General features: G+C 57.3%; 24 protein-coding genes and 1 pseudogene. 15 read left to right on the forward strand and 10 right to left on the reverse strand.

Going from position 1 to position 25,373, the window contains the following annotated elements; genetic code table 11:
* Position 1 precedes the first annotated feature (1 nt).
* Positions 2 to 1,468: an L-fucose/L-arabinose isomerase family protein gene (locus tag AKU79_RS01920; RefSeq protein WP_050521901.1), complete on the reverse strand. Its 1,467-nt coding sequence runs from the start codon at positions 1,466 to 1,468 to the stop codon at positions 2 to 4.
* A 277-nt stretch (positions 1,469 to 1,745) separates the two neighbouring features.
* Here AKU79_RS01920 and AKU79_RS01925 point away from each other — a divergent pair, with 277 nt between their 5' ends.
* From AKU79_RS01925 to AKU79_RS01945, 5 genes are all read left to right on the forward strand, one after another.
* Positions 1,746 to 2,687 carry a D-ribose ABC transporter substrate-binding protein gene (locus AKU79_RS01925; RefSeq protein WP_050521902.1) on the forward strand — a complete coding sequence of 314 codons (942 nt, stop codon included), beginning with the start codon at positions 1,746 to 1,748 and terminating at the stop codon, positions 2,685 to 2,687.
* Between the two features lie 6 nt (positions 2,688 to 2,693).
* The gene (locus AKU79_RS01930) at positions 2,694 to 3,395 is read left to right on the forward strand and encodes a DUF2291 family protein (RefSeq protein ID WP_231580079.1); all 702 of its coding nucleotides are present in this window, start codon (positions 2,694 to 2,696) and stop codon (positions 3,393 to 3,395) included.
* Positions 3,392 to 4,921: a sugar ABC transporter ATP-binding protein gene (locus AKU79_RS01935; protein ID WP_050521903.1), complete on the forward strand. Its 1,530-nt coding sequence runs from the start codon at positions 3,392 to 3,394 to the stop codon at positions 4,919 to 4,921. Before AKU79_RS01930 ends, AKU79_RS01935 begins: the two co-directional genes overlap by 4 nt.
* The gene (locus tag AKU79_RS01940; RefSeq protein ID WP_050521904.1) at positions 4,918 to 5,961 is read left to right on the forward strand and encodes an ABC transporter permease; all 1,044 of its coding nucleotides are present in this window, start codon (positions 4,918 to 4,920) and stop codon (positions 5,959 to 5,961) included. The genes AKU79_RS01935 and AKU79_RS01940 overlap by 4 nt, the downstream gene beginning before the upstream one ends.
* A 128-nt stretch (positions 5,962 to 6,089) precedes the next feature.
* Positions 6,090 to 6,863 (forward strand): DeoR/GlpR family DNA-binding transcription regulator, encoded by a 774-nt coding sequence (locus AKU79_RS01945; RefSeq protein WP_050521905.1) that lies wholly within the window; start codon positions 6,090 to 6,092, stop codon positions 6,861 to 6,863.
* 249 nt (positions 6,864 to 7,112) lie between these two features.
* Here AKU79_RS01945 and AKU79_RS01950 read toward each other — a convergent pair whose 3' ends face one another.
* Both AKU79_RS01950 and AKU79_RS01955 read right to left on the reverse strand, forming a co-directional pair.
* Complete coding sequence (locus AKU79_RS01950) at positions 7,113 to 7,544, reverse strand: YybH family protein (protein WP_050521906.1); 432 nt, start codon at positions 7,542 to 7,544, stop codon at positions 7,113 to 7,115.
* Positions 7,545 to 7,631: 87 nt separating this feature from the next.
* Positions 7,632 to 8,267: a sulfotransferase family protein gene (locus AKU79_RS01955; RefSeq protein ID WP_050521907.1), complete on the reverse strand. Its 636-nt coding sequence runs from the start codon at positions 8,265 to 8,267 to the stop codon at positions 7,632 to 7,634.
* Between the two features lie 113 nt (positions 8,268 to 8,380).
* Between AKU79_RS01955 and AKU79_RS01960 the strand changes: the two genes are divergently transcribed.
* Complete coding sequence (locus AKU79_RS01960) at positions 8,381 to 9,340, forward strand: LysR family transcriptional regulator (protein WP_050521908.1); 960 nt, start codon at positions 8,381 to 8,383, stop codon at positions 9,338 to 9,340.
* A 179-nt stretch (positions 9,341 to 9,519) separates the two neighbouring features.
* Here the strand turns inward: AKU79_RS01960 and tal are convergent, their stop codons facing one another.
* The 6 genes from tal to AKU79_RS01995 form a co-directional block, all read right to left on the reverse strand.
* Positions 9,520 to 10,464: a transaldolase gene (gene tal, locus AKU79_RS01965; RefSeq protein WP_050521909.1), complete on the reverse strand. Its 945-nt coding sequence runs from the start codon at positions 10,462 to 10,464 to the stop codon at positions 9,520 to 9,522.
* A 21-nt stretch (positions 10,465 to 10,485) separates the two neighbouring features.
* Entirely contained in the window at positions 10,486 to 12,489 is a 2,004-nt protein-coding gene (gene tkt, locus AKU79_RS01970) for a transketolase (RefSeq protein WP_050521910.1), read from the reverse strand.
* A gap of 239 nt (positions 12,490 to 12,728) precedes the next feature.
* Entirely contained in the window at positions 12,729 to 13,676 is a 948-nt protein-coding gene (locus AKU79_RS01975) for an ABC transporter permease (protein ID WP_050521911.1), read from the reverse strand.
* Complete coding sequence (locus AKU79_RS01980) at positions 13,673 to 15,157, reverse strand: sugar ABC transporter ATP-binding protein (RefSeq protein WP_050521928.1); 1,485 nt, start codon at positions 15,155 to 15,157, stop codon at positions 13,673 to 13,675. Before AKU79_RS01980 ends, AKU79_RS01975 begins: the two co-directional genes overlap by 4 nt.
* Positions 15,158 to 15,262: 105 nt before the next feature.
* Entirely contained in the window at positions 15,263 to 16,201 is a 939-nt protein-coding gene (locus tag AKU79_RS01985) for a sugar ABC transporter substrate-binding protein (RefSeq protein WP_050521912.1), read from the reverse strand.
* A 1,125-nt stretch (positions 16,202 to 17,326) separates the two neighbouring features.
* Positions 17,327 to 18,259: a LysR substrate-binding domain-containing protein gene (locus AKU79_RS01995; protein WP_050521913.1), complete on the reverse strand. Its 933-nt coding sequence runs from the start codon at positions 18,257 to 18,259 to the stop codon at positions 17,327 to 17,329.
* Positions 18,260 to 18,351: 92 nt separating this feature from the next.
* On the opposite strand from AKU79_RS01995, the gene AKU79_RS02000 reads away from it, so the two are divergent.
* The 8 genes from AKU79_RS02000 to AKU79_RS02035 are packed head-to-tail and all read left to right on the forward strand — an operon-like array spanning position 18,352 to position 24,491.
* On the forward strand, positions 18,352 to 19,467 hold the full coding sequence (locus AKU79_RS02000) for an NAD(P)/FAD-dependent oxidoreductase (RefSeq protein ID WP_050521914.1): 1,116 nt from the start codon (positions 18,352 to 18,354) through the stop codon (positions 19,465 to 19,467).
* Complete coding sequence (locus AKU79_RS02005; RefSeq protein WP_050521915.1) at positions 19,433 to 19,741, forward strand: (2Fe-2S)-binding protein; 309 nt, start codon at positions 19,433 to 19,435, stop codon at positions 19,739 to 19,741. The genes AKU79_RS02000 and AKU79_RS02005 overlap by 35 nt, the downstream gene beginning before the upstream one ends.
* A complete protein-coding gene (locus AKU79_RS02010) occupies positions 19,734 to 21,101 on the forward strand; it encodes an FAD/NAD(P)-dependent oxidoreductase (protein ID WP_050521916.1) in 1,368 nt (455 codons plus the stop codon). The genes AKU79_RS02005 and AKU79_RS02010 overlap by 8 nt, the downstream gene beginning before the upstream one ends.
* Positions 21,098 to 21,865, forward strand: a complete 768-nt coding sequence (locus tag AKU79_RS02015) for an ABC transporter ATP-binding protein (RefSeq protein ID WP_050521917.1) — start codon at positions 21,098 to 21,100, stop codon at positions 21,863 to 21,865. The genes AKU79_RS02010 and AKU79_RS02015 overlap by 4 nt, the downstream gene beginning before the upstream one ends.
* 30 nt (positions 21,866 to 21,895) lie before the next feature.
* Positions 21,896 to 22,678, forward strand: a complete 783-nt coding sequence (locus AKU79_RS02020) for an ABC transporter substrate-binding protein (RefSeq protein ID WP_050521918.1) — start codon at positions 21,896 to 21,898, stop codon at positions 22,676 to 22,678.
* Between the two features lie 47 nt (positions 22,679 to 22,725).
* Entirely contained in the window at positions 22,726 to 23,415 is a 690-nt protein-coding gene (locus AKU79_RS02025) for an ABC transporter permease (RefSeq protein ID WP_050521929.1), read from the forward strand.
* Positions 23,412 to 24,137, forward strand: a complete 726-nt coding sequence (locus AKU79_RS02030) for an ABC transporter permease (RefSeq protein ID WP_197087187.1) — start codon at positions 23,412 to 23,414, stop codon at positions 24,135 to 24,137. Before AKU79_RS02025 ends, AKU79_RS02030 begins: the two co-directional genes overlap by 4 nt.
* Positions 24,138 to 24,149: 12 nt before the next feature.
* Entirely contained in the window at positions 24,150 to 24,491 is a 342-nt protein-coding gene (locus AKU79_RS02035; protein WP_050521920.1) for a RidA family protein, read from the forward strand.
* 382 nt (positions 24,492 to 24,873) lie between these two features.
* On the opposite strand, the gene AKU79_RS02040 is transcribed toward AKU79_RS02035, so the two are convergent.
* Positions 24,874 to 25,068: a hypothetical protein gene (locus AKU79_RS02040; protein ID WP_050521921.1), complete on the reverse strand. Its 195-nt coding sequence runs from the start codon at positions 25,066 to 25,068 to the stop codon at positions 24,874 to 24,876.
* A gap of 170 nt (positions 25,069 to 25,238) precedes the next feature.
* On the opposite strand from AKU79_RS02040, the pseudogene AKU79_RS02045 reads away from it, so the two are divergent.
* Positions 25,239 to 25,373 (forward strand): annotated as a pseudogene (locus AKU79_RS02045) (tyrosine-type recombinase/integrase); the annotation flags it as partial.

The following is a 25,373-nucleotide window of genomic DNA, read 5'->3' on the forward strand; positions in this document are numbered from 1 at the left end:
CTCAATACCGCTCGGGCATGGTCAGTTTCGGTTCCACGGGCGCGTTGTGGTGGTAATGCGGCCATTTCAGATAGCGGCCGATGGCCTCTTGGACGACATCGGCATGATGACCGCGCACCATTGCGACGTGATGCTCGAACCCGTTTTGGGTCACAAAACGCATCAGCTCGCGCAGGCGCTTGACGTGGGTTACAGCGATGCCTCCGTCCATCGGGAAAGGATCATTGGTGAATTCGCCTTCGCCGAGATAGCATTTAAGCGTGCCTGCGCGATCATCGGACGACAGGCGGAAATAGGTCATGTCACCCGCTTTGACCTTACCCTTCACGGCGCCAAAGCACTTGGAACGACCAATGCTTTCGCCCAATACATCCAGTTCGGAAATCTCTGGCGTATGGCCGATAAAGGATTTCGGGAAGTTGCCGCAATGCGTGCAGACGCATTTATCAACCTCATGGCCATAGTTGTTGTTCCAATCCAGAATTGCGGGCGGCGCACCAGAGGCGAGCGCAAGCGCATACATCGACAGCGCGCCCATGATGTCGACCTCACAAGCTGAAGGCATCAGTTCCTCGCCCATCATCGACATGGTCACACAGGTGGCGCAGCCGAAATTATCCTGCAACGAGCGCCAGCATTGAATCGCGCTGGCGTCGCATTCGTTTTCTTCAATCCAGCGGTTGACGGCGAGGGTCCATTTCGCTTGGGTCAGGATTTGCTGCGGTTTGATGTGATCGGGTATGGTGCCGTAAGCCTTGATCTTGGCCATCTTGGCCAGCAATTCCGGCGCGTCATCTTTGATTTTGCCCGCAGCACCCATCATTTCAGACAGATCCACCGTAACCACGGTGATAGCGGACGCCTGCAACAGCTTTTCCGAATAGCGCATGGTCTGGAATGCACCTGTGCGCGCGCCAATTGCCCCGAGCCGCGCCCCGCGCAGGCCGCGAACCGTACGGCAGACGCGTGAAAAGCGTTCAATATCCGCGCCAAACTCTGCCCCGCCCGCATCGCAGGTGTGCGAAGTGGTTTCGGTAAACGGCACGCCATATTGCCAAAAATTGTTGGTGACGGATAGCTTGCCACAAAATGCATCGCGGCGGCTGTGGATATCGACTTTATCCACCTCGTCATTGCTGGCTTGCAGCAGGATCGGTACGTTCAGCTTGGCCCGGTTGACCAGTTCAGCGATAGCGATCTCATCACCAAAGTTGGGCAGGCAAATGACCAAGCCGTCGATCTCGTCGCGGTGCGCCTTGAAATGCGCGGCATAGAGTTCGGCATCCTGAATGCTTTGCACCGCGCCGTTGGCTGTGGCCTCATAGGGCAGCATGACGGCCTTGATTCCCAGCTTGGCGAAATGGGCCAGAACCTCGTTGCGCGCGGTCTGGCAAGGCGCCGGGCTGAAAAAGGCCCGACTGCCGATTACCAGCCCCAGCGTTACTTGGCGACGAATTGTAAGTGTCATGAAACCTCCTCACGGCGGATCCGATCAGAATCACGCCAAGTATACTTTCGATTACTTTCACTTATTGAGTATTTTATCGCAAGTGTTTTTCTGCCTGTCCTGAAAAGTTGCTGCTTTCCCGCAAAATCCTGCCCATAGGAACATCAATGCGGGCGCTTTTGCGATTATGACAAAAAAACCGATTTCAAACGAAAGCAATTGACAGGATGCAAAAGTATTTGCCACAGTAGTGAACGAGGAATCGCATCACTGACCGATGCGCTCAAGGGAGGAAGACATGAACCTGAAACGCCGCCTACTTATGTCCGCTGTGGCAATCGCCATGGTTGGCGCACTGCCGTCATTTGCTGCAGCAGCAGATACAATCGCAATCATCACCCCCAGCCCGGACAACCCGTTCTTTAAGGCCGAAGCCGATGGCGCTGCTGCGAAAGCCAAGGAATTGGGCTATGAAGTCATGGTCATGGTGCATGACGATGACGCCAACAAACAAAGCGAGCTTTTCGACAGCGCAATTGCGGCTGGCGTAAAGGCGATCATTCTGGATAACGCTGGCGCCGATGCTTCGGTTGCTGCGGTTCAAAAGGCCAAAGACGCGGGCATCCCCAGCTTTTTGATCGACCGTGAAATCACCTCGACAGGTGTTGCGGTTAGCCAGATCGTTTCGAACAACTACCAAGGCGCACAGTTGGGTGCCGAAGAATTCGTCAAGCTGATGGGCGAAAAGGGTGAGTTTGCAGAACTTCTCGGCAAAGAATCCGACACGAATGCTGGTATCCGGTCAAAGGGCTATCACGATGTGATCGACCAATATCCAGACCTGAAAATGGTCGCACAGCAAACCGCAAACTGGTCGCAGACCGAGGCCTATACGGTTATGGAATCGATGCTTCAGGCCAACCCCGGCATCATGGGCGTGATTTCCGGCAACGATACGATGGCGATGGGCGCTTATGCAGCGCTTGAGGCTGCTGGCCGCAAGGACGTGATTGTTGTGGGTTTTGACGGCTCGAATGACGTGCGCGATTCCATCCTTGCAGGTGGCATCAAGGCGACCGTGTTGCAGCCTGCCTACCAGCAAGCGCAGTTGGCTGTCTCGCAAGCTGACCAGTTCCTCAAAACCGGTTCGACCGGCGTTGATGAAAAGCAGTTGATGGATTGCGTCTTGGTGAATGGCGACAACGCCTCCAAGCTTGAGACCTTCGCGCTCGCTCAGTGAAGCTAGATGACCAAAGCCCCGGTGCTGTTGCGGTTGCGCAATGGCATCGGGCATTTACTGGATATTCCCATGCGCCCCATGCACGCCACTGCGGGTCTTTTGCTGATTATGCTCAGCCTGTCCGCCTGCAAGATAGTCAAAACCGAAACCGTCACGACAGAAGAGGGGCAAGCAACTGCTGGCCTCGATAAAATCGCGCAATTGGCCGAAGATAGTTTTGCAGCCAAGCTGCTGCCATTGATCGACACGACCGCGCTGGATATTGCTGCGTTGCGCAGCGCGATTGCCGCAGATCTGGACGGCGCGGGTGCCAAACATGGCAACCGTGGTGCGGGTCAAGGGGCAGCCTGGACCTTTGCCGTAAAGGGCGAAGGCGTGGTGGTTTCTGCCAACCTGACCAGCCGCGCCCGCAAGGCGGAGCTGGACACCGATGGCGATGGCTCTGCCGATCTGACGCTTTTGCTGGGGCCTGTCATCGCGGGTACCGCTTTGCGCGATGTCGCCCCGTTTTATGATTTTGGGTCCTTTAAGGACCAGATCGAATTTGCCCAGCTGGCCCGCGCCTTGAACGATAAGGCAAGCCCGGCATTGGTGCTGCCCGAAGGCGATTTGACCGGAAAGCGCCTGTCTTTCAAAGGGGCTTTGGCGCTGAAATCAGCCAAGGATGCGTTTGTTGTGACGGCCGTCAATGTTGCGGTGCTGCCATGACAGTAGCCCATCCGGTTGGCCTGACCATTCGTGGCGGCGTCAAAGTATACCCTGGCACGCGGGCCCTGAAAGGCGTGGATTTTGATCTGCACATGGGCGCGGTTAACGTGCTTGTGGGCGAGAACGGTGCCGGTAAATCCACTTTGATGAAGGTGATTGCAGGCGTCGAATCCCTGACCGAAGGCACGCTTGCCATGGAAGGTGTGGTTCACAATTTCCGCTCTAAATCGGACGCGGTGGACCACGGGATCGGGATTGTGTTTCAAGAGTTGAACCTGTTTCCCAACCTGACGGTCGCTGAGAATATTTTTATCGCCCGAGAGCCAACGCGTTTCGGGATTGATGTCGATGCGCGCGCCCAAACCGATGCCGCCCGCGCGTTGATGAAGCGCCTGGAGCAAGATATCGACCCCGACGCACCACTTGGCACCTTGCGGATTGGCCAACAGCAAGTCGTAGAAATCGCCAAAGCACTGGCGCAAAATGCCAAAATCCTGATCTTGGATGAGCCGACCTCGGCCCTGTCCGCGACCGAAGTCGAAGTGCTGTTTCGCGTCATCAATGATCTGCGCGCCGAAGGGGTGGGGATTGTCTATATCAGCCACCGGCTGGAAGAGCTGATCCGCATCGGGGATTATATCACCGTGCTCCGCGACGGTGTGATCACTGGCGCTCAATCGATGCAAGGTGTGGATATTCCTTGGATTGTGCGGGCGATGATTGGCGAAGGCTCCAAAGAATTTCCCCGTACCGAGGTCGCGAATTACGGTGAGGAGGTGTTCCGCGCCTCTGATATCTGCCTGCCGCGGCTGGGCGGCGGATTCACCGTCGATCATGTGTCACTGTCTGTTCGCGCGGGTGAGATATTGGGGCTGTACGGGTTGATGGGCGCAGGGCGCACCGAATTTCTTGAATGCATCATGGCGCAACATCCGCTGTCATCCGGCCAGTTCTTTATCGCAGGTAAACCCTTGACGGAAAAAGACGTGACCGGGCGCATTGCACGTGGGCTTGCCTTGATCCCCGAGGATCGCAAACGTGACGGCCTGGTTCAAATTATGTCGATCCGTGAAAACATTACGCTGTCTGCGCTCGACCAATTTGCGCGATTGTTTCATTTGGACTTGCGGGCGGAATTGGCGGGCGCGGCTGATTTTATCAAACGCCTGACCATCAAGGTTGCCAGCCCGGAAAACCCGGTGTCCAGCCTGTCGGGCGGCAACCAGCAAAAGGTGGTTATCGGCAAGGCTCTGATGACCAACCCCAAGATTTTGCTGATGGATGAACCCTCACGCGGGATCGACATTGGCGCCAAGGCCGAGGTGTTCCGCACCATGCGCAAACTGGCGGCCAGCGGGCTTGCGATTTTGTTTGTCACGTCTGATCTCGACGAAGTTCTGGCCCTTTCAGACCGCATTCTGGTCATGGCCGATGGCCGGTTAACCGGCGAATTTTCACCAAGTGCGGGACATGCCGCCGTTATCTCTGCCGCATCACGGCACAAATCCAAGGAAGTCGCAGCATGACCGTTAAATCAGACCGTACCAGCCTATTACTACTGCTGCTGCGCCTTCGCACCTTTGTCGCGCTCATATTGGTATTTGCATTTTTTTCCTATGCTGCACCTAATTTCCTGTCCACAGCGAATGCGGTGATCGTTTCAAAACACGTGGCGCTGAATGCCTTGCTGGCCATCGGCATGACCTTTGTCATCATCACTGGCGGGATTGATCTTTCCGTCGGCTCTATCGTCGGGCTGTGCGGGATGGTTGCGGGTTGGCTGATGCTAAACGGGGTTGATTTGGGCATCGGCTATACGGTCTGGTTCAACACAATTGAAATTGTGGGAATCGTGGCTCTGGTTGGTGTTCTGGTTGGTGCGGCCAACGGCCTGTTGATCACGAAAATGGGCGTGGCGCCTTTTATTGCTACGCTTGGCACGCTTTACATTGCACGTGGTGCGGCGCTGTTGTCATCAGGGGGGCGGACATTTCCGAACCTGACAGGTAGCGCAGAATTCGGCACCAAGAGCTTTCCATTTATCGGCACTGGAACAATCCTTGGCCTGCCGATGATGATCTGGATTCTTATCGTTGTCGGCCTTGCCGCCCACTATTTATCCCGCCGCACGACGCTGGGGCGTCATATCTATGCGGTCGGCGGCAATGAACGGGGCGCTGCGCTGTCGGGGGTAAAAGTCAATCGGATCAAGATGTTCGTTTATATGTTCTCGGGCTTTTGTGCTGCCCTTGTCGGCATCGTCATTGCCAGCCAGTTGCAAGCCAGCCACCCCGCGACGGGCGAAACGTTCGAGCTGAACGCCATTGCCGCAGCCGTTTTGGGCGGCACCTCAATGGCGGGTGGACGGGGGCGCATCGCGGGCACGATTGTCGGGGCATTTGTGATCGGCATTTTGTCAGATGGGCTGATCATGATGGGCGTGTCATCGTTCTGGCAAACTGTCATCAAGGGCGTAGTGATCATCACCGCCGTCGTCATCGACCAAGCGCAGAGCAAATTGCAAGCGCGGGTGGCCTTGCAGCAAGAGGCGGCGATCAACAAATAGACACAAGTGCTTTGCCCCGAGTTCATTATCATCTAAAAGCAATCGAAAGCGTCCGCAGGTAAATCGAGCCTGCACAAAAAAGGAAACCTTTGATGCAGCAACATGATCCCAATACTCGGGGGGACACAATGGCTGGCCTTTTGTCTGAACCACGCAGGCGGCGCATTCTGGAATGGATCCAAGAAGAGGGCGCTGCCCGCGTGCGTGATCTGGCTGGCGCCTTTCAAGTGTCCGAGGCCACGATCCGCCAAGACCTTGAGCGGTTGGAAACCGAAGGCATGATCACGCGTGAACATGGTGGTGCATTCCTGAACTCACCTTCGCCGCAAGTTGGCACGATGACGCTGCACCATCAGGAAAATATGGACAAAAAGGCCAAAATTGGGGCGCTGGCGGCAAGTCTGGTTAAGAATAACGAAACGATCATTCTGGACGCCGGGACAACCACCACCGAGGTGGCGATGCGGCTTTTGACGCGGAAAAATCTGACCGTTATTACCAATGCCCTGAACATCGGTATTGTCATGGGTTCGGTTCCGGGCTTTGCCGTCCACATGCCGGGTGGCCAGTTCAAAGCGCCGACTTTGTCGCTGTCGGGCGATAAATGTGTGGAATATTTTCGCAGCATTTTTGCCGGAAAGCTGTTTTTGGCAACTGCGGGCGTGTCATTGGATTCGGGGCTGACCTATCCCAGTTTTGCCGATCTGGAATTGAAAGAAGCGATGATACGGGCGGCAAGCCATGTCTATCTTGTGGCAGATTCGACCAAGATCAATAAATCCTCTTTCACGCGGCTTGGCTCATTAGAGGTGATCCATACCTTTATCACGGATGACGGGATTTCGGATGCCGATGCAAAAGCCTTTGAAAGCCGCGGGATTGATCTGCTTATTGCTGAATAAGGTGCTGGTTTTGTGTACACATATCAGCCCCCGCCATTTTTGCCTGTGCTGTGTATTTGCCCGAACGGGTCAGATCAGCTGAGTATCTGCGTTCCAAGGCGGCAATCTGTGAGCGACTTTTTCTAGCTGGCACTTGGGGAAACTGACGGTCCCGTTTTTCGACGCAATTTTCGCGTGGTTGGGTATTTCAACAGGGCAAGCCCAAAGCGGGCGGCGCATGCGTCTGCTTTGGGCTTGCGGTTTCGTATGTCATGCTGCTTTGGTCAGCCGTTCAAGGATTTCCAGCATGCCTGGTGACAGATCTGTATGGTGGTGCGCCAGTTTCCACGCCCCGCCCTGCCGCTGATAGACGTTGGTTACCCGATGCTCGATTCTGGCTTGGTGGCCGGCAAGGGTTAAAGTTCCGACCTCTACACCGGTTTCTACGGCCATATCCGATCCGACGTTGATCGCCTGATCCTCTAGCCGGATGTCACCGCCGCCTGCAATTTTGGCGACCTTGTTGAACGAGGCCAACACAGTATCTGAACCGATGTCGCGCCCGCCGATGGGGTGCAATGCGGTGACGCCGGCGCCCTTGATCCACACGGCCTGCATCGCGGTATCATCGCCCTGTGCCATTTTGTTTAGCGCAGCGTAGAACGTGGCCGAGGCGCGGCGAACTTCATCAAGGTTGGTCATGGTTTGGTTCCTTCTGGCTGTTGGCAAGCCGGGGGTGTGCCCAGCCCATGCCGAACGCCCCGTTGCCAGTGAATTGGTTGGGATGGCCTAGACAGCGGCCTCTTGCATTCCGGATTTGACGGACGCGAAAAAACCGGCCCGCGCATTGGTTTTGGGGAAAGGCGCATCCGGCACGTCAACGCCCAGAAAGCGGCAGAGCGGGTCCCATCCGTCGCGGACACTGAACACCAGTGCCTTGCCCAGCGCCGCCAGTTCCCGCGCGGCCGCTTCGTTAGCTTGGTATGCCTTTAGAATGCCGTCCCTATCGGTGCGGCCACCCAAGGCCTTGCCGATGATGACCTTTTCGATCATTTCGAACCAAGGAACCGCGTTTTTGGGCCATGCCTCTTTGTCGAGGATCAGCGGCAGGATGGTCTGGGAAAAGCTGCCGTACCAATCCTCGGCATCGCGGTGCGAAAGGATGACTTTGGCATCCGGTGTGGCCGAAAGCACGTCTTGCCAATAGGCCGAAACCGGAAAATCCACAGCCGACCGAAAGCCCGCGAAGACCGTGCCAAAGTCGGGCCGCCCCTTTGCCACGTCGGACCATGCTTTGATCTGACTGGGGTCATTGATGACCTCGGACATGTGGTGGCATGGGCCGAAGCCCAGATATTCCAACGCCGCCTTTAATGAGTAAGTGCCGGTTCGACCGAACCCCGCGCCAATGATTTCGAGTGCCATTGCGTCCTACCTTTGCTATGAATAAGATCAATCAATGTTGCTTGATCTGCGCCTATTGAGGGTAAGATGAACTGTTTACAGCAAGAAAGTCGAACGAAACGATTTCATAGACCATGAATGAAATTGATTTACATCGCATTGACCTGAATTTGCTGGTGGTTTTCGAGTCTCTGATGGAGACCCGAAGCGTTACGGTGACGGCAGACAGGATCGGGCGTACACAATCGGCGGTCAGCCACTCGCTTGCTCGGCTGAGGGAGCAACTTGACGATCCTGTGCTGGTGCGGGTTGGCGGCAAGATGCACCCCAGCCCGTTCGCCGAGGCCCTTATTGAGGACGTCCGACCCATCCTGCGCAGCATCCGCCGCGTGATCGCGCCGCGCAACCTGTTTGACCCCGGCCAAAGCGAGCGGGTGTTTCGTATCGCAATGCCGACGCTGACCAAAGTCATTGCAGAGGTGTCAGCAAGGGTCGAGGCCGAAGCGCCACGGGTAAAGATCGAGTGGTTGCCAGCGCATCACGATGTTTATCCGGCGCTTAGCGAAGGCTTGATCGACCTTGCCCATCTGGGCGGAGAGCCGCGCTTGCCGGATGGTCTGGACCATCAGATCATGGAGCCGTTTTCCTGGGTGACATTCGCGCGGCGGGGTCACCCGGCAGCCACGGATTGGGGGATCGACGCCTGGCGCAAATACCCGCATGTCATGGTCAATGTTACCCGCGCGCAGCAAAATCCTTTCCCTGTTACGCCCGCTGCTGATGCCGGTGCGCGACGGGTCAGCGCGATGATCGGGGATTCGGCCGGGGTTGCCTCGCTTCTTGCGCGTTCGGATTTTCTGGCCACGTTCCCGGCGGTTCTGATGGCGTGGGACATGGAGGCCCACGGCCTGATTGCGATGAGGCCACCTGTCGATTTGGGGCCGGTTCTTGTTCGCTTTTTCTGGAGCTCGCGCCTTGCCAATGACGCTGGTGGCATCTGGATCAGATCAATCGTGATTGAAGCTTACCGACGCCTGCAGGCTGAGGCAGAGGCGAAACTCGCATTGCCAAAGCTTATTCAGCCGATTGGGTAGCCGGCTTTTGTGCCTGTTCGAGAATGGGCAATTCTTTGAGGGTTGTGCCAATCGCAAAGGCGGCGTGGGTTTTGGGTACAGTCCGATTTCCAACAGTTTGCCGCCCTTGCAGCGGCAATCATATCGGAAAATTTCCGCGCTCAGGCTGCAAATAGGTTTGCGAGCCAACGCGTTGGCGTCTAACGCATGCGCTCGGCGATCAGCGCGATGAGTTGCTTGTGGTCGGCATCAAAGGCGCGAATGCCTTGGGCAAGTTTTTCTGTTGCCATTGCGTCGGCATTCATTTGCCAGCGGAAGGTAGCTTCGTCAATGATTTGCCGCTCAGAACCGCTGATCCCTGTCGCAGACAAGGCGCGTGGCAGGGGTGCGGTTTCCTTGGCCAATTCGCCGAGAAGTTTGGGGGCGATTGTCAGCCGGTCGCAACCGGCCAGTGCCTTGACCTGATCGGTGCTGCGGAACGAGGCGCCCATTACAACGGTGCGGATGCCGTTCGATTTGTAGTAGTCATAGATGCGCTTGACTGACAGGACACCCGGGTCCACTTCAGGCGCATAGCTGTCGCGGCCCTCGGCTTTTTTGTACCAATCGGTAATCCGGCCAACAAATGGCGAGATAAGGAATGCCCCGGCATCGGCGCAGGCGATTGCCTGAGCCATCGAGAACAAGAGGGTCAGATTGCAATCGATCCCTTCGCCTTGCAAGATTTCGGCGGCGCAAATGCCTTCCCAAGTTGATGCCAGTTTGATCAGGATGCGGTCGCGGGGAATACCGCGTTCGCCATAATCAGCTATGATCGCGTGGGCGCGATTTACCGAGGCTTTGGCATCAAAAGACAGCCGCGCGTCAACTTCGGTGGAAATGCGGCCCGGCACCAGTGCCGCCAGCTCTGCGCCAACGGCGACCGTCAACCGATCTGCCACACCTTCGGGGGTGCAGCCCGTTTTCTGCCCAAATTCGATTTCACGGGCGATCAGTTCCTCGGAAGCGGGGTCTTTGAAGGCATTGAGAATGAGCGAAGGGTTGGTCGTGCAATCAAAGGGAGCGTATTTCCTGATTTCACCCACATTACCGGTATCTGCAACGACAACGGTCATTTCCTTGAGTTGGTCCAATGCGCTTTGCATGTTTGCGTTCCTTGCTCGGGTTCAGTTTCGGGTAAGCTGCATCGCGCGGACGATGATAGCGTCTTTGGTAATTTCGAAAAATTTGTACAAGCTTTCGGCAGGCCCGGAGGCGCCAAATCCTGGCATTCCGATCACATCTGCCTCGCATTCGACATAGCGTGTCCAGCCGAATTTGCTGGCCGCTTCGATTGCGATGCGGGGTGCTTGGCCCAGCGTTTCGTCGCGATATGACTGTGATTGGTTTTCAAAGAGTTCCCAGCTTGGCATTGATACAACGGCAACGGCCAAACCTTGTTGGTGCAGGGCCGCGGCGGCATCGACCGCCAGTGAAACTTCTGTGCCAGTTGCGATCAAGGTAACATCGCGGCCTTCGCCGAAATGCCGCAGAACATATGCACCCTTGGCCGAAAGGTTTTCTTTGCTGGGTTCAATGCGAAGTTGCGGCACCGCCTGTCGCGACAGTGCCAAAAGCGAGGGTTTTGCGCGGCTTCGCAAGGCGATATCCCAGCATTCCAAGGTTTCGACGGCATCGGCTGGTCGAAATACGTTCAGGTCGGGGATCGCACGCAATGAAGCCAAATGCTCGACCGGTTGATGTGTCGGCCCATCCTCGCCAAGCCCAATGGAATCATGCGTCATCACATAAATGGTTCCTATCCGCATCAGCGCAGACAGGCGAATTGCGTTTCTCGCATAGTCGGAAAACACAAGAAAGGTGCCGCCATAGGGGATCAGCCCGCCGTGCACGCTGATGCCGTTCATCATTGCCGACATGCCGAATTCGCGTATGCCATAGCCGACGTAATTCCCGGCATGGGTGTCGGTGAACTGGTCGTTCACGGCAGCAACCCGCGTCAGGTTGGAGCCAGTCAGATCAGCCGATCCGCCGATCAATTCAGGAAGCGCAGGCGCGAGCATTTCCAGCGCCATCTGGCTGGCCTTGCGCGTGGCAACGGCTTTGGGCGCATCGAAAAGTGCCTTTCGCGCGGTCGCAAAGGCAAGATCGTAGGTTGCAGGCAGATCACGTGCCATCCGGCGGGCGAACTCTTTTCGTGCCGGATGCGCGGCGAGCCGGGCCGACCAATCTTTGCGTTCTTCGGCGCAACGTCGGCCAATATCGCGCCACGCGGCGGCGAGGTTTGCCGGAATTTCGAAAGGGGCTGCCGTCCAACCTAGCGCCTCTTTGGCGGCAGCAGCCTCGACTTTGCCCAAAGGGGCGCCGTGACATTCGTGGCTGCCCGCCTTGGTTGGAGCACCGAAACCAATCAGCGTTTTCAGGGCAATCAAAGAGGGGCGATCGCGTTCGGCTTTGGCCGCCGACAGCGCCACATCAACAGCGTTAGCATCATGCCCATCGGCGGTTTGAACATGCCAACCAGAAGCAGCAAAGCGCATCGGAATGTCGTCAGAGAAGGATATCGAAGTCGGGCCGTCGATGGTGATTTGATTGTCGTCATAAAGCACAACGAGTTTTCCCAGCCGCAAGTGGCCGGCAAGTGAAATCGCCTCTTGGCCAATGCCTTCCTGAAGGCATCCATCGCCGACGAACACATAGGTCCAGTGATTGACAAGGGTGTCGCCGAACTCCTCGGCCAGACGGCGTTCAGCCAAGGCCATACCGACGGCGCTTGCGAGCCCTTGGCCAAGCGGTCCGGTTGTCACCTCAACGCCTTGGGCATGACCATATTCAGGATGCCCCGCCGTGATCGACCCCAACTGGCGGAACCTGCGTATCTGCCCGATTGTCATGTCTGCATAGCCGGTCAGGTGCAATAGGCTGTAAAGCAGCGTCGAGGCATGGCCATTCGACAGAACAAAGCGGTCGCGGTTCGGCCATTCGGGCGCGCTTGAATCAAATCTTAGGTGCTTGCGAAACAACACCGTTGCCGCATCTGCCATCCCCATTGGCGCGCCCGGATGACCGGAATTGGCCGCCTCGACCGCGTCAATCGATAATGCGCGGATACAATTTGCCAGCGCGAAATTTTCGGGGTCGATCCGCGACTTCTCGGAGATATTAATCATGGAAGAGTCTGTCCTTTGATCGGGTTATATTTATTTGATCCAACGGCATTGGGTTGCGTTGCCGGCCGGTCTTTTTGAATGAACGCGCGGGCGCATCATTTTTTGATGTGAAATTTTGTGCGATTTACCCGACATTTCGCGCCTGCAACGGCGCCAAGACCTGCGCGATCCATCAGGGAACCGCCTGCCGCAAAAGGCCAGACCGGACCGGCGCTTTGTGATCAACCGCGAAGGCGCACCTACCTTTGCGACGATCGCAGGTTGGACATCATGACCGCAAAGACGATGATCGAGCCAATGACAATGCCCTGCCAGTAGGGATCAACGTCGATGATGTTCAAACCGTTTGATATGACGGCCATCAAAAACGCCCCGACGACCGTTCCGAGCACATTGCCGCGCCCGCCGCTAAGGGACGTACCGCCAATAATCACGGCTGCAATCGCGTTAAGTTCATACCCCATGCCTGCCGATGGCGGCGCGGCGCCAACACGTGCGGCAAACACGATTCCCCCCAAGGCGCAACAGAACCCGCTGATTGAATACGTCGCGATGCGCACCAACGGGATATTGATACCCGAAAGCCTAGCTGCTTCCTCATTTCCGCCGATGGCATAGATTTCCCGGCCCAGACGGGTATATTTTAACAAAACGACAGTCGCTATGACCATGAGGAGCGAGATCAGGATCGGCACCGGCACATCTGCGATGGTGCCGTCGGCAATCCACAGAAAACCCGCCGGAAAGGACATCGAGGGATGGCCGCTCGATATGAGAAGAACAACGCCGCGCGCGACACCCATCGTGCCCAGCGTCGCAATGAAGGCTGGGACCTTTCCATATTGAACGATAATACCGTTTAATGTGCCTGCGACGATGGTAACTGCGATACCGATGAACGAGGCCAGAACAATATTGATTCCGTTCGCGACGCTTAAAACTGCGGTCACGGAAATCGTCAGCGCGAGCAACGACCCCACGGACAGATCAATCCCTGCCGAGATGATAACGACGGTCATCCCCAATGCGATAATCAGGTTGATAGAGGCCTGCTTGCCGATATTGAACAGGTTGCTGACCGTCAGAAAGTATTCCGACAGGAACGATAGCAATATCACGATGACAACCAAGGAAAGCGCCGCGATGATTGGCTGGCGGTTTTCTCTGAAGATGCGGTCCAATTTCATTTCTCTCCCCCGGCGATTGCTTCAAGAATTTTTTCTCGTGCCAGGCCGGCGCCGGTCAGTTCCCCGACCAGCCGACCCTTGCGCATGACAAGCGCGCGATTGCAGATACCGCTTATTTCCTCGATTTCGCTTGAAGCCACGATCACGGTATTCCCCGCCTCGGCCAATTTGACGATCATCGAATAGATTTGAAACTTGGCGCCGACATCAATGCCGCGTGTCGGTTCGTCGAACAGCAACACCTGACAATCGCGCATCAGCCATTTGGCCAGCACGACCTTTTGTTGATTGCCGCCGCTCAGGTTGACCACGCGGTTGTGCGGGTCGGCGGGCCGGATTTCCAGCCGCTTGAAACTGTCGATTGCGATGTCGGCCTCGGCACCAAGCGCCAGAAAGGGTTTCGATATCTTGTCGAGTGAGGCAAGGCTGACATTTTGCGCGCAGCTTAACGCCAGCACCAATCCTTGTTCTTTGCGGCTTTCGGGCAACAAGCCGATACCTTTGGCCACCGCCTGTCTGGGTGTCTTGGGGCGAAAATCCTGCCCAGCCAAGGTGATCGAGCCGCTTTCAAACCGGCGCGCACCGAACAAGGTTTCGACCATTTCCGACTTGCCCGCCCCGACAAGCCCGGTGATGCCGAGAACCTCGCCCTTGCGGGCCGAAAACGAGACATCCGTAAAGCCGGGGCCAGTCAGCTTATCGACGTTCAGGTAAATCTCGCCCAAGGCCGTGCATTTCTGCGGGTAGTGCTCGGCCAGATCGGCGCCGATCATCTTGGTGACGATGTCGGATATGCTCAGATCCTGTGCCTGTTCTGTAGAAACCTTTTGGCCGTTGCGAAACACCGTGACCCGGTCGCAGATCTGTTTGATCTCGTCCAGTCGGTGCGAAATGTAGATGACCGAAACACCCTGCCCCCGCAACGTTCTGATAAAGCCGAACAGGGTTTTCGCCTCGCCCTCGGACAATGATGAGGTTGGCTCGTCCATGATCAGGATTTTCAGGTCTTCGCGGTGCAGCACCTTCAGAATTTCGACCATCTGGCGGGTCGCGACACCCAGAGAGCTTAGAACATCGTCGGCACGCGCATTTACGCCAAAACGGCTTAGCAGTGTTGCCGCAGCCGCATTCATTGCTTTCCAGTCGATAAGGCCGCGGCGGGTCGGATAGTCGCCGAGGAACAGATTTTCGGCCACTGTCAGGCTCGGAACCAGCGAGAATTCTTGATAGATGACCCCAATGCCCGCGCGCTGCGCGTCACCGGGTGTGTGAAAATTGACCTCTTGGCCCGCGACAAAGATGTTGCCCGAGTCCATGCGATATGCACCGGTGATAATCTTGACGAGTGTCGATTTGCCCGCGCCGTTTTCGCCAAGCAGCGCGTGAACCTCGCCGGGGGCCAGATCGAAATCGACCCGATCCAGCGCCAGAACACCGGGAAATCGCTTTGACACATTCCGCACTTTTAGAAGGGATTCCATATCAGTGTCCTGTTGGTCAGAAAACGGGGGGCCGCAAAACAATGGCTTCGCGGCCCTCTCACTCTTTTCAGTGCTGCATCAGGCAGTGGCCCGATGCGCGGCCAATCACTTGATATACTGGTCGACTTCGGCGGAAGTCACCAACTCGGGGCTGATGTATGTTTCCGGCGCAATGCCGTCCCGCGACTTGTTATTCTTGATGTACTGAACGGCTGCATCGATGCTTAACTGCACCATTTTGTGGGCGTCCATGCGGATCGTAGCGGCCACTTCGCCAGCTTTGATCGCCTGATAACCGCCTTGTTGGCCATCATAACCGACAAAGATGATTTCCGAGCGACCGGCCGATTTGGCGGCGCGTGCAGCACCGACGGCAAGGTTATCGGACTCGCCGAACACTGCATTCACTTCGGGATGTGCCTGCAGGATGTCTTCCATGACCTTCAGGCCTTCTTCCTCGGTCCAGTGCGCGCCTTGTTGTGCGACGACTTCCAAGCCGGGGTGGACCAGCGCGCCCAATTCAAAACCTTTGGTGCGCAGGATTTGCACCGGGTTGCCCGTTTCGCCTTGGATCAAAGCGATTTTGCCAACGCCCCCGAGTTTGGAGGCGATATAGTCAACAGCCATCTTGCCGCCTTGGCCGTTATCAACACCGACATAGGACACCACATTGTTGGTGTTCAGCCGGTTGTCCATGTTCACAACAGCAATCCCCGCAGCCATTGCCTTATCGACAACAGGAACGAGCGCGGTGGTATGGCCGGCAACCAGAACAATAAAATCGACGTGCTTGGTGATGAGGTCTTCAATGATGGAAATCTGGCCTTCATAGTCGCCAAACGATCCTTCAGGCGCATAGGCCTTTACGTCGGCGCCGATTTCTTTGCCGTAGGCAACCGCCTGATCTGCCATTTCGATCTGAAATGCATTTGTTGTCAGATCCATCACCACGATGGCGCCCTTCAAGTCGGCAGCATAGGCAGCCGAAGACAGTAGCACCGCGCCAGCGGTTGCCACCAAGCTTTTGAATAAAATCTTGAACATTCTTCTCTCCCCAAACGACTGCCGTGTCGCCTCCTCGCGACAGGTGCAAATCGTGAACCACGGTTTTTCGGTTAGCATTGGCGCCGGACTGCCTTTGATACGACGTGTGGCATTTCGACGTTGCGGGCTTGCAGTTGATACTCAAAACATTCTCGAATCATTGTGAATGTTGTCGAATACTGTCGGCTTTCATGGCATTTGGGAAAATATATGTCAAATAGATTCGATATACCTTCGTATTTGGCGATCAATGCTTACGTATAGGGCGCTTTGATTTCGATATTTTCCATGCCGCTATCGTTTCGACCGGTTCCGGCGCGGTCGCGCCAGCCCGCGAGGCGTTCATTGGCGACGATTTCAGCGTAAGACTCCGCTATAGCGCAGATGGTAGAGCACAGTATTCGCATTGCCGATGTCGCGTGTTTTGGTCACGTAAGCGGCACGTGCACTGAAGCGGCGTCACACATTGCCCAGATTGTGAGATGCTTGGAAAACATAAGCCGACCGAGTATTTATGATTATTTTCAAGGTGGTTACGCGCTTTTCTGCGTCATCTACAATGAAGCGCTGCGGCTGCTGGATGCATTGGCTCAGCTATCGGCCTTGGACCGTAGCCGAACCACTCTGCCTGCCAGCCCGACCGGTGGCGTTCCACCCATCGTGGCATCAGGGCGACCGGCCTGTGGGCGGGCCAGTATCTGAACCAGGCCTTCCGGGTTGATGGCATATGGTTGCGATTGATGCCACATGCGGTGATTGGCGTGGATCGCGGGTGCGGCGGTTTTTGTGGTCTGGAATGGCAGCGCTTGGGAGCCCGCTGGCGTGCAACTGGATGTGTCGGACGCCATTTTCAGTTTGATGAATGCTGTCGATCCGACGAAGCGGGCTATCGGTTTGCTCTGTGCTTGTTGCCGGAATGGACGGCTTTAAGTATCGATCGCGACAAGCAGTGTTGGCACGGGTATGGTCGGCAAGGCAACTTTGAGACTCGGGCTGAACGAGGCCTGCTTGCGTTAGCCACGCTATGAGTTTTGCGCAGGTTTCTGGTGTTGTTTCTTTTCAAATTGTCCGGAATTGCGTCTCTAAATCTGAGGCATTCGGATGCTGGATAAACGTATCCGCTCATCACCCTCTGACGGCCATATCTTCAATCCGGCGATTCATTGCGGTGAACCGTTCTTCGACTAACGTCAAAAACTGCATGGCAACCCGTGACGGCTCTCGCAGGGCGGGCAACAGCAGATCATAACGAAACGGTTGTTGGGGATGCAGTGGTCGCAAGATCACTTTGCCTGTTTCGGCAAAATTCAGCGCCGTAACCGGCTCCACTATCGAAATCCCCGACCCTGCTGCGACCAATTCACAGATGGATGCCGATAGCTGGGCCACCGCCACAAGGCGCGGGCGGGCCTGACCGAGGGCCAGAAAAGCATCTGTCTCGGTTCTTGTCGCAATCTCGGCACCCAGGGCGACGAAGGCCTGATCATGGAAATCGGCAGGCTCTAGCCGTGGCTTTTGCGCCAACGGGTGCCCGAGTGGCAGCACCGCCATCATCGGCGCGGTACAAATCGGGCTGCGGCGCACAGCGGGGTGATCGGTATCCAACGCCGCAAAGCCCAAATCGAATTGCTGCGAAACCAGATGTTGCAAGACCGCTTGCGAGCTGCGCGCGCGCAGTGACACCACAATTCCGGGGGCGATTCTGGCGAAATCAGCCATCACTTGCGGTAGAAATTTCAAAGCCAGCGCAGGCATTCCGGCTATCGACAATCCGCCTTGGCGAAAATCGCGAATGTCGCGCACCACGCGGGAAATTTCAGCCAACCCGACAAACGACCGCTCTACCTCTTCATAAAGCGCCAGTGCCTCGGCGGTGGGCATCAGTGTGCGGCCGGTCCGTTCAAACAGCCGAAAACCGACCGCCTGTTCCAGATCGGCAATTTGTCGGCTGATGGAGGGTTGCGTGGTGTTGAGCAATTCAGCCGCAGTCGTGACCTTGCCGCTTTCAATGACGGCACGGAACGCTTCTAGCTGGCGATGGGACAGGCGATGCAACATTCGCGATACATACCACAAGCGTATGGGTTTGGCAAAAACAAGAATTATTCGCATGAATGGTTTTATGCGATTTTCGAAGCCGGAGGAATCGCATGGGCCAATCAGACATCACCCTTATCGGCGGCGGCGTTGTGGGCCTTTCGGTGGCGCTTGGCCTGTTGCGTGCGGGCCAAGCGGTGACAGTTCTGGACGGAGCGGACGATGATTTCCGCGCGAGTCAAGGCAATTTCGGGCTGGTCTGGCTGCAAGGCAAAGGCGCCGATTTTGCGCCCTATGCGCGCTGGACGGCGCAGGCGGTGGCGGCGTGGCCGGAATTTGCCGCCTCGTTGCGCCAGACCTCGGGCATTGATGTGGCCCTGTCGCAATCGGGCGGATATGAGTTTTTCACCGATGTCGCAGAGCTGGCCGATTTCACCGCAGATCTGGCGCGACAAGAGGCACATCTGGGCAGGAAATCCTATGAGGTTCTGACAGGCGACGACCTGCGGCGCGAGATGTCCGGCATCGGGCAAGGCGTGGTTGGCGCGAGTTTCTGCGCCCTGGATGGCCATCTAAATCCTTTGCGGTTGCTGCGCGCGCTGCGGCGGGCGGTGGCAACGCTGGGCGGGCGGATCATCACGGATGCCAAGGTTACGAAAGCCACGCCGGCCTCGGGTGGTGGTTTTGATCTGACGCTGGCCAATGGCGCGCGGCGCGGGGCGGGCAAGCTGGTGCTTTGTGCAGGGCTTGGTGCTGCGCATCTGGCCACAAGCCTTGGTTTTAACGCGCGCATTCGGCCGCAGCGTGGCGAGTTGCTGATTACCGAAAGGCTGGCAGACCGCTTGCCATTTCTCTCTAGCACGATCCGGCAAGTTGACGAGGGCGGCGTGCAGATCGGGGGCACCCATGCCGATGCGGGGCTGAATGATGCGGAAACGCTGACGATGATGCGCGGGCTTGCACGTCATGCGGTCACGGTGTTTCCGGCGCTGGCGGGGGTGCGGGTGGTGCGGTCCTGGGGCGCGCTGCGGGTGATGTCGCCCGATGGCTATCCGGTTTATGCGCGCTCGTCCCTGCATCCCGAGGCCTTCCTCGTGACCTGTCATAGCGGTGTCACGCTGGCCCCGCTGCATGCATCCAACCTGAAGGATTGGATTGTGAATGATGCCACCGCACCAGAAAAGGGGGCTTTCGATGACAATCGCTTCGCGCTTTCAACCGCGGCCTGAGGGGGCATTGCGCCTGACGCTGGATGGTGCGCCTTTGACCGCGCATCCCGGCGACAGCCTTGCCGCCGCAATTCTTTGCCATTCAGGTGAGGCCAGTCGCACCACGGGGCGCGATAGCCCGCGCACCGCGTTTTGCATGATGGGTGTGTGCTTTGAGTGTCTGGTTGAAGTGGATGGCCTGCCCAACGTGCAGGCCTGCATGACCGAAGTGCGCGATGGCATGGCCGTGCGCCGCCAGATGGGGTTGCGCAAACTGGGGGCAGCAGATGTCTGACGCCGATCTGATCATCATCGGCGCTGGCCCCGCAGGCATGGCCGCCGCGTCAATTGCCGTGCAAGGTGGCATGCGCGTTTTGGTGCTTGACGAACAGCCGCGCGCCGGTGGGCAGATTTACCGCAATGTCGGCAATGGTGCGCCGCGCGGCTGGCTGGGCAAGGATTATGCGGCCGGAGCTGGGTTGGTTGCAGACCTTGGCCACCCCAACATCCGTGCCGAATTTGGCGCAACGGTTTGGCGGGTTGAGGTTGGGGGCCGTGTGATCTGGTCGCAAGGCGGTATCAGCCATATCAGCGCAGCGCCACATCTGCTGTTGGCAGGCGGCGCGCAAGAGCGCCCGACGCCGTTTGCGGGCTGGACCTTGCCGGGGGTGATGCCCGCAGGGGCTGCGCAAATCCTGATGAAAACGGCGGGTCTGCTGGCGCGCGATGCCGTTCTGGCAGGTTCTGGCCCGCTGCTTTATCTGATTGCCGCGCAGATGATTGACGCAGGCGCACCGCCCAAGGCGCTGGTGGAAACCCAGACCCGTGCGATGATGCTGCGTGCCCTGCCATCCCTGCCGCGTGCGGTGCTGGCCTTGCCAACGCTGGTCAAGGGCGTCGGGCTGTTGCAGAAAATCCGTTCCGCGGGCGTGGTGCGCCACACAGGGGCTGCGGCGTTTCATGCCGAGCCGAACGACAAAGGCGATATCGCCTTTTCCTTCACCGCCAAGGGCCGCCGCCACCGGATAGAAACGCCGCTTTTGCTGACCCATCAAGGCGTTATCCCTGCCACCCATATCAGCCGCGCCGCTGGTGTCCGCCATCGCTGGAACCACGCGCAACAGGCGTTTGAGCCGATTGTTGGCCCATGGGGCCGCACCGATCAGCCGCACATCCACATTGCAGGCGATGGCGCGGGCATTGCGGGGGCGGATGCGGCGCAGGCGGCGGGCGCGTTGGCAGCCCTTGATATCTTGCACCTCGCGGGTCGTATTGGCGAAGACAGCCGCAACCAACGCAGCACAGCGCCGCGCGCGGCCCTTACCCGCGCCCGCGCGATCCGGCCGTTTCTGGATGCGGCCTACGCGCCAAGCCCCGAGATTCTGGCGCCCGAAGGCAAGACCATTGTGTGCCGCTGCGAAGAAATCACCGCCGCCGACATCCGCCAGTCGGTGGCCGAAGGTGCGAACGGCCCCCGTCAGGTCAAAACCGCAACCCGCGCCGGAATGGGGCCGTGTCAGGGCCGCATGTGTGAAATCACGACGCGCGGCATTCTTGCCGCCTGTGGAACAAGCCCAAGCCCTCCACGTGCGCGCACCCCTATCAAACCCATCACACTCGGCGAAATCGCCAGCCTACAGGAGCAGAATGCATGACCGAAGCCGCATTGAAAGTCGTTGATCTGCACAAGAGTTTCGGCGCACACGAGGTGATCAAAGGCGTCTCGCTCGAGGCGCAAAAAGGCGATGTGATTGCCATTCTGGGCGCATCCGGTTCGGGCAAAAGCACGTTTTTACGCTGCATCAACCTGCTCGAGACGCCCAATTCCGGTGATGTCTACCTTGCCGGGGAAAAGATGCAGATGACGCGCAACCGCCATGGTGATGTTATCCCCGCAGATATTGCGCAGGTCGAACGGATGCGTGCCCGCGCCGCGATGGTGTTTCAGGGGTTTAACCTGTGGTCGCATATGACCGTGATGGAAAACGTGCTGGAAGGCCCGCTCTACGTCCGAAAAATCCCGAAGGCGCAGGCGCGCGAACAGGCGATGGCCCTGCTTGCCAAGGTTGGGCTGTCGGACCGCGCCGATTATTACCCCGCGCATCTGTCGGGTGGCCAACAACAGCGTGTCGCCATTGCCCGCGCCTTGGCGATGGACCCCGATGTGATGCTGTTTGACGAGCCCACCAGTGCGCTTGACCCCGAATTGGTCGGCGAGGTTCTTGCCGTGATGCGCGATCTGGCCGCCGAGGGCCGCACCATGCTGGTTGTCACGCATGAGATGGCCTTTGCCCGCGATGTCTCGACCAAAACCGTGTTTTTGCATCAGGGCGAGGTCTGTGAGGCAGGCCCGCCCGAGCAACTGTTTGCCAACCCGCAAACCGACCAATTCCGCGCCTTTCTGGCCCGGATGAACTGACCCTGAACCCGCAACCGAAAAGGAAATCCCATGATCAGAAGAACCCTTCTTTCCACATTTGCCGCCCTGATGCTGGCCACCCCCAGCCTTGCCAATGAGCCGCTGCGCATTGGTGTCGAAGGCGCCTACCCGCCGTTCTCGTTCAAAGAGGCCGACGGCACACTTGCAGGTTTTGACATCGACATCGCCAAGGCGGTTTGCGCACAGATGGAGCGTGACTGCGAGATGGTCGAACAGGAATGGGATGGGATGATCCCGGCGCTGAAGGCCAAGAAATTCGACGCCATTGTTGCCAGCATGTCGATCACCGAAGAGCGCAAGCGCCAGATCGATTTTTCTGCGAAATACTACCAGACTCCGGCGCGTCTGGTCGCCAAAAAGGATGCAGGCTTTGAAGGCACCGATGCCGGTCTGACAGGCAAGCGCATCGGTGTGCAGCGCGGGGCAACCCATCAGTGCTATGCCGAAAAGATGTTTCCGGGTGCGGAAATCGTGCTTTACGGCACCCAAGAGGAAGTGTTCCGCGATCTGGCACTTGGCCGCATCGACGCGCAATTGTCCGACAGCCTGATCGCACAGGAAAGCTTCCTGTCCAAGCCGGAAGGCGCTGACTACGGCTTCCTTGGCGGCGATCATCTGGATGTGGATTGCTATGGCGAAGGCGTGGGTATTGCCGTGCGCAAGGGCGATGACGCGCTGCGCGATGCATTGTCGGCTGCGATCACCGCAATCCGCGACGATGGCACCTATGCCAAGATCAACGATGCCTATTTCCCCTTTGATATCTACGGCGGCCGTCCCGCTGGGAACTAACACAAAAAGGGGGCCGCTATTGGCCCCCTTTACTCATGGAGACAGCGATGGATTTAATCTTCGAATACCGCGCGCAATTGCTGTCTGGCACTTTGCTGACAGTGCAACTGGCGCTGGCCTCATTGGTGATTTCAGTGATTTTTGGCCTGCTGGGCGCCTGGGCAAAGCTGTCGGCGAACCGCATCGCACGTCGTTTTGCCAATGCCTATACCACCCTTGTGCGCGGCGTGCCGGACTTGGTGCTGATCATGCTGGTGTTTTACGGCGGTCAGGTCACGCTGAACAATCTGGGCGAGGCCTTGGGCCTGTGGGGCTATATCGAGATCAGCCAGTTTGCGGCGGGTGCGGGCACCATCGGCGTGATTTTCGGCGCTTATTTCACTGAGACTTTCCGCGGCGCGATCATGGCGATTCCGCGCGGTCAGATCGAGGCGGGCATCAGTTGCGGCATGCCGCGCGGGCTGATCTTTCGCCATATCATCTGGCCGCAAATGGTGCGTTTTGCCTTGCCGGGGTTCACCAACACCTGGCTTGTGCAGCTGAAGACCACGGCGCTCGTCTCGGTGATCGGGTTGCAAGATCTTGTTTACAATGCCTTTACCGCAGGCCGTTCGACGGGGCAGCTGTTTACCTTTATGGCGGCGGCCTTTGTGATCTATCTGACGCTGACCGCGATTTCCGATATCGCGCTGCGCGCCCTTGATCGGCGCTATAGCGTTGGCGGGGTGCGGGCATGATGGAACAGTTCCTTGCATGGTTCCCGCTGGACATCAGTCTGATCGCGGCAAATTTTGACCGGTTTCTGTATGGCGTCTGGCTGACGCTGAACCTGACCTTTCTGTCGCTTGTCCTTGGCGGGCTTATCGCGATCCCAATGGCCATCGCCCGCGCCAGCCGTCACCGCATCCTGAACCCGATCATCTGGGCCTATACATATGTGTTTCGTGGCACACCCTTGTTGGTGCAAACCTACCTGATCTATTACGGGGTCGGACAGTTTGAGGTGATCCGCCAAAGCTGGCTTTGGGATCCGATCCTTTCACAGGCCTGGTGGTGTGCGCTGATCGCTTTCACCCTGAACACCGCCGCCTATTCCACCGAACTGCTGCGCGGCGCGATTGTTGACACACCTCTGGGCGAGGTCGAGGCTGCAATTGCTTCGGGCCACAGTAAATGGGGCCGCTTGCGCCGCATCATCCTGCCTTCCGCCTTTCGCCGCGCCATTCCTGCCTATTCCAACGAAGTGATCTTTATGCTGCACGGCTCGGTCGTGGCCAGCACCATCACCCTGCAAGATATCCTTGGTGTCGGGCGCTGGCTCAATGGGCGCTATTATCTTGCCTATGAAGGTTTCATCACCGCGGCTGGCCTGTATTTCCTGATCGTTTTGGCCATCACCTTTGCCTTTCGCAAGGCCGAAACCCGCTATCTGCGCCACTTGACGCGCCGCAACACCTAAACAGGAGCCCCCATGATCACCCGTGTTGATACATCTGCCCGCATGAGCAAAATCGTCATTCACAACGCCACCGCCTATCTATGCGGACAGGTGGGAAGCGGCGACGATGTTGGCGCCCAGACCCAAGATTGCCTTGCCCGCATTGATGCGCTGTTGGCAAAGGCCGGATCATCGTGCGACCGCATTTTGCAAGCGGTCATCTGGCTGGCCGATATCAAGGACTACGACGCCATGAACGCGGTTTGGGATCATTGGGTGCCGAAAGGGTCCGCCCCTGCACGGGCCTGCGGCGAGGCCCGGCTGGCGGGGGATGATCTACTTGTGGAAATCATCATTACAGCAGCAATTGATTGATGTGTTTGCGGGCTTTCGCAAAAGCGCGCTGACGTATTTTTGATCGCGTAGTTAGCGTCGCCTAGATAGTCAAAACGCCTTGTTTTAACCGAAGGCTGGCCCCATCGCGGCGCAAAGTCGATCAAATCTTGAAGCGGTCTGCGGGGGCTTCTCGAGGTTAAAACGCAAAAGGCCCCCTGGGTCTCAGAGGGACTCTGTAAACGTTGCCGTGGCGTTGACGTAAAACGGGTGTGCTTGTACACAAGTGTTTTTGTCGGATTTCAAGTATTTGTTATAAAACTGTTTTATGGTTGCGGGAGGGGGATTTGACCTATACCGAACATCAGTAAACTTGCGAAAGCCACCTAATCCTCATCTTATATTACCCACACAACTGCGACCTTCAGATTATGAGCCAAAGCTCTAGCGATTCCAATAGCTTATAGATTTCAGTCGCTTCCACGCCAAGGCTTTGATTTCGCGCACTTCCCATTCCGGCAAAGCCCGGCATTGACCCGCTTTCACCGTCGCCGACCGGGCCAAAGTGGCGTTCGCGGTTTGACATGCGCTCTCCCACTGCTTCGACAACCTTGATCATAAATGAGCCGGAACCTAAATTTTGCGAAATCGGCCCTTGGACGAAGCCGCTTCGCGGCATTGGTGCATTTGGCTAATGGCGTGACACGCCCCCAAAGTGGTGCGCATTTTGCGTTTTGACCGACCTGCCTGACGATTGGGGTCTTCTCAATCATCAGACAGGAGGTTCCCATGACAGAAGAGAAAGTAACCCCGCTGCGCCAGCGGATGATCGAAGACATGCGCATCCGTGGAATGGGGGACAAGGCGCAGAAGTCCCACATCCGTGCGATCAAGGATTTCGCCGTTTTCCTCGGACGATCACCC

The sequence above is a fragment of the Pseudorhodobacter wandonensis genome, assembly GCF_001202035.1.
GTDB classification, from domain to species: Bacteria; Pseudomonadota; Alphaproteobacteria; order Rhodobacterales; family Rhodobacteraceae; genus Pseudorhodobacter; species Pseudorhodobacter wandonensis.